Source organism: Fusobacterium perfoetens (assembly GCF_021531595.1).
Classification (GTDB): Bacteria; Fusobacteriota; Fusobacteriia; order Fusobacteriales; family Fusobacteriaceae; genus Fusobacterium_B.
The window spans coordinates 82198-94039 of sequence record NZ_JADYUD010000006.1 but is presented as its reverse complement, the minus strand read 5'-3'; the positions used below and the strand labels follow the sequence as shown (position 1 = coordinate 94039).

Below are 11842 nucleotides of genomic sequence, written 5' to 3'. Positions count from 1 at the left end.
TAAAATAAATTATATACCATATCACAAAATGTATCCATCAAATTCACAGACTGTTTTTCACTTTTTACAACATTTTCTCACATATTTTTATATCTACAAACAAAATATCACATTTTTAAAAATAACGCAACATTTTTTTGAAAAATTTATGATTATTTTTAGAATATAAAGATATTTTAAAGTACAATATGCGTATATATTGATATTATGATTTCCTTGTATCTTTATATAAATTCTTGTTTTTAATTATATTTATATAACATTTTACATATTCTCACATTTTCCAACATCACACAATAAAAAAATAAGCTGAAAATAAAATTTCAAATTTTTCATGAAATTTTATTTTCAGCTTGTACTAAGCATCAATCTTTATAATATTTATTAGTCTCTGAATGTTATTTTATTTCCTTCAAGACTATCAATTATTGCAAGAGACTCAAGTTTAATTCCTTGTTCTCTAAGCATGTCCCCACCTTTTTGGAAACCTTTCTCAACAACTATTCCTACTCCTACAACTTCTGCTCCTGCTTCTTCAACAATTTCTTTAAGACCTATAACAGCATTTCCCATAGCTAAGAAATCATCAACTATAAGAACTCTATCTCTTTCATTAAGAAATTCTTTTGAAACTGTAATATTATAGTCTGTATCTTTTGTAAAAGAATGAACTGTCACATTATAACTGTCGTCCATTGTTGATGGTCTTTTCTTCTTAGCAAAAACTAAAGGCACATTAAAAGCATAAGCTGCCATTATTCCTATTGCTATTCCTGAAGCTTCTATTGTAAGAACTTTTGTTATTTTTTCTCCTGCAAATCTTCTTTTAAGTTCCTGACCAATTTCATACATTAAAACAGGATCTATCTGATGGTTTAAAAAACTGTCAACTTTTAATAAAGCTGAGTTTTTAACCTCTCCTTGTGACACTATTAAACTTTTTAGTAATTCCATTTTTCCCCCTGATTATTTTTCATCATTTAATTCTTCAGATATTTTATCAATTAATGAATATTTTAATTCACGCAGATCATTTGATAAGTTAACTTTATATCTGTGTGGAAACTCCAGTCTTTTTCTTTCTTCAGAAAGTTTTTCAAGACTGTCCAGATAATATTTCTGAGAACTTAGTACATCTACTAGTTTATCATATTCTTCGGTAGTTTTTCCAGCTTTTACATAAGTTCTTGTAAGTTTTTTGCATGTATACTCCCCTTCCTTAAGAGTGCTGCATTTATACTCATCAAGTTCTGCTCTTGTTGTAAAAGTTTCTCCTGCAAGGAATTTATCTTTATCAGAGTCATCTCTTGCAAGAGTTATTATATCAACATAAGCAAGTCCTTTTTGATCATATATTCTGTACACTTCTTTAAATCCAGGATTTGAAATTTTTATTGCATCTTCAGAAAGCTTTATTACAGGCTCCTTGTCAATTTCAACTATTTTATAAACTCCTCCGAAACATGGATAAGATTTGCTTACTGCAATGGCATCTCCTACACCAAATATATCAACACAAGCATTTTGCTGTTTTAAAGATTTTATTAAATCTTCATTAAGTGAATTTGTCAGGAATATTTTTGCTTTTTTAAACCCTGCATTATCAAGTTCTTCTCTACATTTTTTAGAAAGATATGCTAAGTCTCCAGAATCTATTCTAACTCCATAAATTCCTTCATAGCTGTCATCAATTCCATTATCTTTAAATGCTTTTACAGCATTTTTTATTCCTATTTTAAGAGTATTATAAGTGTCTATAAGAAGAATCAGAGAATTTGCTTTTCTCTCTCTTCTGTATTTTATAAAAGCATCAAAGGCTTTTTTCTCAGCCTCTCTTCCTACACCAAAGGTCTGAATATATGAATGAGCCATTGTTCCCACACTAGGCACTCCATATTTATATTCTGCCACAAGATTTGAATGAGATGTACATCCTCCTATGACTGCTGCTTTTGTTCCACTTACTGCACTGTCAAAACCATGTGCTCTTCTGCTTCCAAATGCAGACACTCCTATAGGTGCTGCTGCTCTTGTCACTCTTGATGCCTTTGTCGCTATAGCCATCTGAAGATTCATAATATTAAGCAAAGGTGTTTCAAGTATTTTTGCCTGAACAAGAGGAGCTTTCACTGTTATTACAGGCTCATTTGCATAAGCTAGCTCTCCTTCTCTCATTGCATAAATATCTCCTGTAAATTTCATTTTTACAAGATAGTCCACAAGATGCTGTTCACTTATTATTTTTGAAAAATATTCTCTTTTTTCTTCCTCACTTGTATTATTTAATATTTCAATAAGATTTACCACTTCTCTTATTCCTGAAACAACTGCAAATCCATTATCTTCTGTGCTTCTGAAATACATATCAAATACAGCTTCTCTCTCCTGTGTCTGTTCCATTATAAAAATGTCACTCTCTGTATACTGATATCTATCAGAGTTGATAACCCTTGCAAATTCCGTAAGTGCTCTTTCTTCTGCCATCATCTTACCTCTTTATCTGTAATTAAATTTTTAAAATTCTTTCTATGATTATATCACTTTAGCCATTTTTTTCCAAGTTTTCTGTACAGTTTATTTTATTTCTTAAATTGTGATATAATTTTATTTATGATATAATCTTAATAACTAAATTTAAGGAGGATAAAACTAATGAGAGCAGTGGTTCAAAGAGTTACTTCAGCAGAAGTTAAAATAGATGGAAATTCAGTTGGAAAAATTGATAAAGGCTTTCTTGTTCTTCTTGGAGTTACTCATACAGACACAGAAAAAGATGTTGAATGGCTTGCAAATAAAATTAAAGGACTTAGAGTTTTTGAAGATGAAGAGGGAAAAATGAATCTAGGTCTTGATGATATAAAAGGAGATATACTTATTGTTTCACAATTTACTCTTTATGGAAATTGTCTTAAAGGGAAAAGACCTAGCTTTATAGAAGCTGCAAGACCTGAAACAGCAATTCCTTTATATGAAAAATTTATTGATATATTTAAATCTTTTGGACTTAATAAAGTTGAACACGGAGTATTCGGAGCTGATATGAAGGTTTCTCTTATAAATGACGGCCCTGTTACAATGATAATTGATACACCTGAAAAATAATTTATTTTATTAATTTCCAATACAATAGAGATTGTAATTTTTTATTAATGGAGGATTTATATGGATATTAAAGAAATAAAAGAAAATGCCCGTGAAAGAATGAAAGGTTTCTGTAATATGTGCAGAGAATGTGATGGTGTTTGGTGTGCAGGAAAAGTGCCAGGAATGGGAGGAACTGGTACTGGAGATTCCTTTAAAAGAGCTCACAATAAATTAAAAGAAATAAAAGTTATTATGAAAACTATACATAGTGCATCAGATCCTGTTCTTCAAACTTCAATTTGGGGAAAAACTCTTTCTTTTCCTGCTATAGCAGCTCCTATTACAGGTACTGTCTTCAATATGGGAGGATATGTAAATGATGCAGAATATTCTGATGATGTTGTTTTAGGATCACTTGATGCTGGAACTATTGCTATGATAGGAGATACAGGAGATCCAAAATGTTTTGAACACGGAATTAATGCCATTAAAAAAGCTGGAGGACAAGGTATAGCAATTATAAAACCAAGAGCTAATGAAGAAATTATTAAAAGAATAAAAATTGCTGAAGAGGCAGGAGCTGTAGCTATAGGTATTGACAGTGATGGAGCAGGACTTGTTACTATGAAACTTTTCGGACAACCTGTAGGACCTAAATCTTTTGAAGATTTGAAAATTCTTGTTCAGTCAACTAAACTTCCTTTTATAGTTAAAGGAATTTTATCTGTTGAAGAAGCTATCTTATGTGCTGATGCAGGTGTTGACACTATCGTTGTTTCAAATCATGGAGGAAGAGTTCTTAATGAAACTCTTGCACCTTGTGAAGTACTTGAAGATATTGTAAAAGCTGTTGGAGACAGAATAAATGTTCTTGCTGATGGTTCTGTAAGAGAAGGTGTTGACATCTTAAAATATCTTGCTTTAGGAGCAAAAGCTGTACTTATTGGAAGACCTCTTATTTGGGGTTCTGTTGGAGGAAGACAGGAAGGAGTAAAAGTTGTTCTTGATACTTTCAAAAATCAGCTTTATCAAAATATGATTTTAACAGGATGTGTTGATGTAAAAACAATAGATTCTAAAGTAATCTTTAAATAATTTATTTCAAAAATATAATTTAAAATAAAAAAATGTCAGACATAAGAATTTTAAAAATTCCTTGTTTGACATTTTTATTTTTTAAAAATTTATTTCATAAGTTTTTTAAGATATTTGAAAAAATCCTCTTTATCAGAAGGACAAGTAATGCAGACATTAGAAAACATCTCCATTATTTCCTGATTAACACTTCCAAGAGCAGATTTTACAGCAAGAGATTGATTAAGAATATCTCCACAATATTCACCATCAAGAAGCATTTTTTTCATCCCTCTTATCTGCCCCTCGATTTTATTAAGCCTTGTTACTATTCTTTTTCTTGTTTCAATTATCTCTTCATTATCAAGCTTTGATACAGTTGTAACAAGCTCAGAATCCTTCTGCCAAGCTTTTAAACCACCTATCATTTCATAAATATTTTTAAATCCTAATTCTGCCATAAGTTCACAAGCAGGTTGACTCACTCTTCCTACAGCACAATATACTAAATAAGTTTTATTTCTATCATACTTTTGAATCTCTCTCTTGAATATACGAGGTTTTAAAAAATCAATAAGTATTGCATTTTCAAGTTTTCCCTCATAAGTAAATTCCATCTCTGTTCTTGTATCTATTATCACCAAATTTTTTTCTCTATCTATTAATTCTTTTGTTTCCTGAGGTGTTAATTTTATATATCCTTCAGCTTTTTTCATCTTTTCCCTCTCAAATTTTTATGTTATCAAGTTCATTATACCTTTTTAAACAATTTAATGTCAATTTTTTTACATATTGTAGATTTAAAAATTGCTCCCAACACACACCAAACTAAAAGTGTTATATATGAAGCACTGTTTAAAGAGGTTGAAAACACAGGAACAAGAAGAAGTAAAACAAAAACTCCACCTGTTACTATTCCTATAATTCCACACAATGAAAATTTTCCCTCTTTATGATAAAGTTTATAAGCTGCATAAGATGTATAAAGATATCCCATTGCTGCCCCTACAGATGAAACATCTAAAGACCATAATACTGTATTTCTTCCTGAAAATACAGTGATACAACTTAATACAAATAAAAGTATCAAAGCATTTACAGGGTTTCCTTTATCTCCTTGAGCAAAACAAGATGGAAGATCTCCCTCTTCTGCCATTGCTGCCATAAGACGACTGCTTGACATATAAAATCCATTTATTCCTGCTACAATAGCTGTAAAAAATGCAAAACCAAGAAATAATACTCCTGTTCTATGAAGAAAAAGTTCAACTGCATAACCTGCTGCCCAATTTACATCCATCATTAAAAGTTCATTTTTTGTCAATCCGTAAGATGCAATAAATGTCAAACAGATATATAAAAATCCTCCAAGAAAAATTGAAAATCCTGCTAAAAGAGAAAGTTTTTTAGTATCAAAATTAAGTTCCTCTGTTATTTGAGGAATACAATCAAAACCTATAAATAAAAAGGGAGCAACAGAAAGTATCTTTAATATGTTTGAAAAATTAAGAGGCTCTCTCATATGACTCATAAATACAGAATGATAAATCCCATTTATATACATAAGAAGTCCAGCTGTTGTAAGAACAATTCCCACAAGAAAAAACACCATTATATTCTGTACCATTGAAGCAAATTTTATCCCTTTTATATTAAAATATAAAAATATAAGAAGAGATATTATTCCAACTATAAGTTCTCCAAAATATATATCCCCTTTTAAACTATAAAGATATCCAAACTTTAAAGCCCCTGGAAATATTGTATCTATTACTACAGGAACTGCTGTTGCATTAAGAGGTATAATTGTAAAATATGAAAGAACTAAAAGCCAACCACAGATAAAAGCATTTTTTTGCCCTATTACATTTTTTACAAATATATATTCTCCTCCTGCTTTAGGAAATTTTTTTATAAGAAAACTATAATTTTTCTCTATTGCAAAAACTAAAAAAGCTCCCAATGTTATCCCTATAACAGTATTTAAAAATCCTATTCTGCTTAAAAACAAATCTCCTGGCAGAAGAAATGCACCTGTTCCTATAATAGAACCTATAGCGATGCTTATTACTTCAAATTTCCCTATCTCTTTTTTCCTTACCACTTTTTCTCCTTCATCAATAATATAAAACCACTAATATAAAAATAAAATTCTCAATATTAAAAATCTTTACATAACGCTGAACAAACTGAAAATTTAAATAATTAAATTTTCCAGTTCGTCGGCTCTGCTAGTCGCTGAAAGTTTTTCCAAACTCTCAGCTCCTGCATCGACGATTTTTTCTTAGAGAATTTTATTTTATAACTACATTATCTAACTTTTTCAGCAACTTTGTTTCCTAAAATTCCTCCTGCAACAAGGAATACAAGGAATACCCATCCTGATAAAGAGAAGTTTGCTATAGGAGTATATAATGCTCCAACATTACATCCATTTGCAAGTCTTGTTCCGTATCCCATTAAAAATCCTCCAACAGCAAATAGAACAACATCCTTTGCAGATATTTTCATTTCAGACATAAATACCTCTCTGAATGATCCTGCAAGAAGAAGACATACTAATGTTCCTAAAGCTATACCTATATTTTGAACATTTATTCCACTTTCAAAGAAAGGAGATGTATAAGCTTTTACAGCTTTATTTGACATATCTGCAAGAGTTTCAGGAGCTACCCCAAACATCATAAGAGCTTTACCAAACCAGATTCCATAAGGAGTAGATGCTCCCCATCCTGCTTTTGTAACACCCATAAGAACTGTAAATACTGCTATTATAACAGAAGCACCTGTGCTCATTCTCCAAGGCTTTACAAAAACTTTTTTGTAAGTTTCCTCACTGAAAAATACAAAAGGTTTGTACTCCTCTTCAGTGTGTTTATACTGTTCTATCTCACTTCCAACACCTTTAAAAGTTCCGTCAGCTTTTTTAGCATCTTCATACTTCATTGAAAGCCATACAACTATTGAAGCTAAGATTCCTGTTACAATCATAGCACCTAAATATCCATTAAGTCCATCCCATTTAAATAGATCTGGAAGATATACTCCCCCTGCAAGTTTTGCTCCTGTTTCTGATGTGAACCAAGATTCTTTTACCCATGCTCTGCTTTGGATAGGATATCCTAAAAATACTCCCATTCCAAAGAAAATTATTGTTACAAATGCTCTTGGAAGCCCAGTTATTAAATCTGTAAGTACTCCTGAAGCACAGCACATTGAAAAAGTCATTCCAAATCCGAATAGGATTCCTCCAAGAATAAGTCCAAGATTAATTGGATTTACCCATAAATCATATGAAGCTGGATCAGCATTGTATAAAAATGCTATTGAAATTGCTGCTGTTGCTGTAAACATTCCCATTAATACTCTCATAAGTTTTGTTGAACCTGTGTTGTAAGCTCTATTTACGCTTCCTGCAAATCCCATGAAACTTCTTGTAAGTGCATATCCTAAAGTCATTCCTAAAACAAGTCTTAAAAATAACATACTTGATTTTAAATAGTTGTGTCCAATAAATAAAATTAATAACAGTATAACTGCTCCCAATAAATTTTGTCCTTTTTTCATAATTATGTTTCTTCTCCCGCTTTAAATATATTAGTCAAAATTGTAGTTTGTTAAAATAGGTTTTCTATTCATTGCTTTATCATTGAAAAATTCATAGAATGATATTCCCATAAATCCTGCTGAAATATTCCAAATATTTGTAAATCCAAGATGACTTAATAATAAACATACATTGTAACTTCTTTGTCCACTTCTGCAGTGAATATATACAGGTCTATCCTTAGGAATTTCATTTATTCTCTCTCTGATTTCACTCATAGGAATATTTACAGATGTATTAAGATGACTTAAGTCGTATTCATCTTTTTCTCTTACATCTATTATAAATGCTCCATTTTCAACTAACTCTCTAACTTCATGGAAATGAACTTGTCTGAAATCATCGTTCATTAAGTTTGTTGCAATGTATCCTGCAAAGTTTGTTATATCTTTTGCTGTTCCGAAAGGCGGTGCGTAACAAAGTTCTAAATCTTTAAGATCATCTATTGTTCCTCCAAATTTAATAACTGTTGCTATAACATCTATTCTTTTGCAAACCTCTCCTTTACCAATAGCTTGTGCTCCAAGAACTCTTCCTGTAGGAACTTCATAAATTAATTTAAAGTGAGCAGGTCTTGCTTCTGGCATAAGTCCAACTCTATCTCCTGGAATCATATCTACAGTTTCATAGTTTATATTTAATTTTCTTTCTTTAATTGCTGCTTCTGTAAGTCCTGTTGAAGCTCCATTGTAATCAAATACTTTTATAACTGATGAACCTATATATCCTCTGTTATCTATTCTCATTCCATTTATATGGTCTGCTACACTTCTTGCTTCTTTTTGAGCAGGTCCTGCTAAAGAAAGTTTGAAGTAATCATTGAATAGAGAGCTGTAAACTTCTATTCCATCTCCAACAGCGTATATATCTCTATCATTTGTCATATAGTTTTGATTTACTTTAATTGCCCCTGTTTTTCCAAGTTCAATTCCTGCTTTTACAGCAAGTTCTGTTTCAGGAGTTACACCTATTGCCATAACAACAGCCTGAGCTTCTATTTTCTTTCCAGATTCAAGAATAACAGTGTCTTTCTCAAATCCTACTACTTTATCTCCAAGGATAAGATTTACTCCTTTATCATAAATCTCTTTGTGAAGAATTTGTACCATATCATAGTCAAATGGTTTCATTATTTGAGCCGCAGCCTCTACAAGAGTTACATTGAATCCTGCTTCTTTCAGATTTTCTACAGTTTCAACACCAATAAATCCTCCACCGATTACTGTAACATTTTTAGAATCCATATTTTTTATAAATTTATTTAATCTATCAATATCCACAACATTTCTAATTGTGAAAGTATTTACATTTTCAATACCAGGGATTTTTGGAACTATTGGTTTTGCTCCCATTGATAAAATAAGTTTATCATAATTTTCAGTATACTCCTCCCCAGTAACAGAATTTTTAACAGTTACCTCTTTTTTAGCTCTATCAATATTGATTACTTCATTATTGACTCTTGCTTCTATTCTGTATTGTTTCATAAATTTTTCAGGCGACATAAGAACTAGATTATCTGCACTTTCCACTACTCCACTAAGATGATAAGGCAAACAACAATTTGAAAAAGATACATGAGGTCCTTTTTCAAACATAACTATTTGGTCTTCTTCGCTGTGTCTTCTAAGTCTTGCAGCAGCTGAAGCTCCACCTGCAACACCACCGATTATAAGTATTTTTTTCATAAAATACTCCCCCCTTATTCTATTTTATTTTTCAATAAATTAAACTATTATATTATACCCATACCCAGTATATCAAATTTAGGATAGTATCGTCAATAGTTTTCTGAATAATTTCAATGGGTAACATAAAAAATAAAATTCTCTAAGAAAAAATAATTTCTTAGAGAATTTTATTTTTATTTATATATCTTTTCTAAATAATGTGCTTCAGAATCCTCTGAAGATGTTCCTATCACTTCAAAATCTGGAAGAAGAGCTTTTAATTTATCACTGGCATTTCCCATAATAACACCTTTTCCAACAACTGTAAGCATCTCTTTATCATTAAGCCCATCTCCAAAAGCTATAGCTTCTTCAGGAAGAATTCCTTCTTTCTCAAGAATTTCTATAACAGCATTTCCTTTTGTTGCTTCTTTTATCATAACCTCAAGACAATTATCTAAAGAAGCTGTTATATCTAATTTTTCTACAAACTCTTTGTTTGCTCTTAGTTCTTTTTCAAGTTCTTCAAGTCCTTTTATATTTTCACTTATAAAGAAAATTTTTGAAATTTCCTGTCCTTTTAACTTTTCAAAATCTACAACTTTTGGTTTAAATCCTGATTCAACATGATATTCATCAAATTCAGAAACATGAATTTCTGTGAACCAATTATCTCCTGCGTATACCCCCCTTATTATATCAGAAGAAACTTTTACATTTAAAAGTTTCTCTGTAAGATCTTTTGGTATATTGTGAACTATTATTTCATGATTTTCATTATCATGTACTTTAGAACCATTTGCTGAAACTAAATATGAATCTGCTCCTAACTGATTTTTAAAACAAAGAGCATCTGTATGATGTCTTCCTGTTGCAATTATAAATTTTACTCCCTGCCCAATTATTTTTTTTATTACATTTTTTGTATATTCTGATATCTTATGTTCTCCATTTAACAATGTTCCGTCAAGATCAGAAATAACTGCTTTATATCTCACTGTGCACCTCCTGTTTATGTATCTTCTTATATTATAACACACTCTCATAGCTGTTATATTTATATTTTATTTTTAAATATTTTTGTTGACTTTTTTTTCTTTTTAAGATATAATAATTTTTGTGAGTAAAAATGTATTGGGGCGTCGCCAAGCGGTAAGGCAACGGACTTTGACTCCGTTATGCGTTGGTTCGAATCCAGCCGCCCCAGCCATTTAAAAAATAATAACACCTTTAGGTGTTTTTTTTATGGTTCATAATAAAATTTTAATATATAGTCTCAAAAAAGAAAAAGTGCTTTTAATTAAGCACTTTTTCTTTTACATCCATTTTTTATTCTTAAAAATTATAATCATTCCTATTACAAGAACTGCCATTATTGCTAAAACTATAAAATATCCATATGTCCAATCTAATTCTGGCATATATTTAAAATTCATTCCGTAAAGTCCTGCCAAAAAACTTAAAGGCATAAATATTGTTGAAATTATTGCTAAAACTTTCATAACATTATTCATATCATTGCTTAATATAGAATAATAAAGCTGAAAAAGTTCTGAAGTTCTTGAAGTCATATTTTCTATAATATCACATATTGTTATCCCATGATCATGAAGATCTGATAGATACATCTTATTGCTCTTTCCAAAATAAGGAAGCACATCTTCACTTTGAAGTTTTGCACTTATTTCCCTTATAGGATAAATTCCTTTTTTTAAGACAGAAAGTTCTGCTTTTAATTTTAAGATTTTTTCTGCCAGTTTATCTGAAAAATCATTTAAAATTTTTCTTTCCAATCTATCAATCTTTTCTTCAATAGAATCAAGAACAACAAAATAATTATCTGCAATCACATCAATCATAGCATAAGTAAGATATCCTATCCCTCTCTGAAATATTTTTGATCCTGGTATTTCTATCCTCTTTCTTATTGTATCAAAAACATCTCCCTCTTTTTCCTGAAAAGTTATAAGATAATTCTTTCCAAGAATAAAAGATATTTGCTCATACTCAACTACTCTATTCCTTGTGCTGAATCCTGCCATCTTAAGAACAATAAAAAGATAATTTTCCCATACTTCTATTTTTACTCTTTGATTTATATTGGTAAGATCTTCTAAAACTAAAGAATTTATCCCTAAAACTTGTCCTATTTTATTAATAAGTTCAATATTATGAATCCCATTTATATTAAGCCAATTAAATTTTCCTTCTTCTTTTAAAAAACTTAAATCTTCACTCTCATTAAGAGTTTTCCTCTGAATCTCTGCTCCGTCAAAAGAATATAATTCCATTTCAATATTTTTATTTACTTTATCTCCTGTATAAAAAATTGTTCCAGGAGGGAGACCTACTTTTCTTCTGCTATATATATTTTCCTTCATATAAAGCTCCTTTAAAAATAATAATG

General features: G+C 30.4%; 10 protein-coding genes and 1 tRNA gene. 3 read left to right on the top strand and 8 right to left on the bottom strand.

Annotated features, from left to right (window positions below; all coding sequences use genetic code 11):
• Window positions 1-384: 384 nt before the first annotated feature.
• Window positions 385-954: a xanthine phosphoribosyltransferase gene (locus tag I6E17_RS04955; protein ID WP_176828486.1), complete on the bottom strand. Its 570-nt coding sequence runs from the start codon at window positions 952-954 to the stop codon at window positions 385-387.
• A 12-nt stretch (window positions 955-966) separates the two neighbouring features.
• Window positions 967-2484 (bottom strand): nicotinate phosphoribosyltransferase, encoded by a 1518-nt coding sequence (locus I6E17_RS04950; RefSeq protein WP_176828527.1) that lies wholly within the window; start codon window positions 2482-2484, stop codon window positions 967-969.
• Between the two features lie 168 nt (window positions 2485-2652).
• Between I6E17_RS04950 and dtd the strand changes: the two genes are divergently transcribed.
• The gene (gene dtd / locus I6E17_RS04945) at window positions 2653-3102 is read left to right on the top strand and encodes a D-aminoacyl-tRNA deacylase (protein ID WP_176828485.1); all 450 of its coding nucleotides are present in this window, start codon (window positions 2653-2655) and stop codon (window positions 3100-3102) included.
• 60 nt (window positions 3103-3162) lie between these two features.
• Complete coding sequence (locus tag I6E17_RS04940; protein ID WP_235235943.1) at window positions 3163-4179, top strand: alpha-hydroxy-acid oxidizing protein; 1017 nt, start codon at window positions 3163-3165, stop codon at window positions 4177-4179.
• Window positions 4180-4268: 89 nt separating this feature from the next.
• Here the strand turns inward: I6E17_RS04940 and I6E17_RS04935 are convergent, their stop codons facing one another.
• The 5 genes from I6E17_RS04935 to I6E17_RS04915 form a co-directional block, all read right to left on the bottom strand.
• A complete protein-coding gene (locus I6E17_RS04935) occupies window positions 4269-4874 on the bottom strand; it encodes a metal-sensing transcriptional repressor (protein WP_235235941.1) in 606 nt (201 codons plus the stop codon).
• A 35-nt stretch (window positions 4875-4909) separates the two neighbouring features.
• On the bottom strand, window positions 4910-6262 hold the full coding sequence (locus tag I6E17_RS04930) for an APC family permease (RefSeq protein WP_235235940.1): 1353 nt from the start codon (window positions 6260-6262) through the stop codon (window positions 4910-4912).
• Between the two features lie 206 nt (window positions 6263-6468).
• Window positions 6469-7725 (bottom strand): YeeE/YedE family protein, encoded by a 1257-nt coding sequence (locus I6E17_RS04925; protein WP_235235939.1) that lies wholly within the window; start codon window positions 7723-7725, stop codon window positions 6469-6471.
• Window positions 7726-7755: 30 nt separating this feature from the next.
• Window positions 7756-9453 (bottom strand): FAD-dependent oxidoreductase, encoded by a 1698-nt coding sequence (locus I6E17_RS04920; RefSeq protein WP_235235938.1) that lies wholly within the window; start codon window positions 9451-9453, stop codon window positions 7756-7758.
• Between the two features lie 176 nt (window positions 9454-9629).
• Complete coding sequence (locus I6E17_RS04915; RefSeq protein ID WP_235235937.1) at window positions 9630-10433, bottom strand: Cof-type HAD-IIB family hydrolase; 804 nt, start codon at window positions 10431-10433, stop codon at window positions 9630-9632.
• 137 nt (window positions 10434-10570) lie between these two features.
• Between I6E17_RS04915 and I6E17_RS04910 the strand changes: the two genes are divergently transcribed.
• Window positions 10571-10645 (top strand) — tRNA-Gln (locus I6E17_RS04910).
• 106 nt (window positions 10646-10751) lie between these two features.
• Here the strand turns inward: I6E17_RS04910 and corA are convergent.
• Entirely contained in the window at window positions 10752-11816 is a 1065-nt protein-coding gene (gene corA, locus I6E17_RS04905) for a magnesium/cobalt transporter CorA (RefSeq protein ID WP_235235936.1), read from the bottom strand.
• Between the last annotated feature and the right edge of the window lie 26 nt (window positions 11817-11842).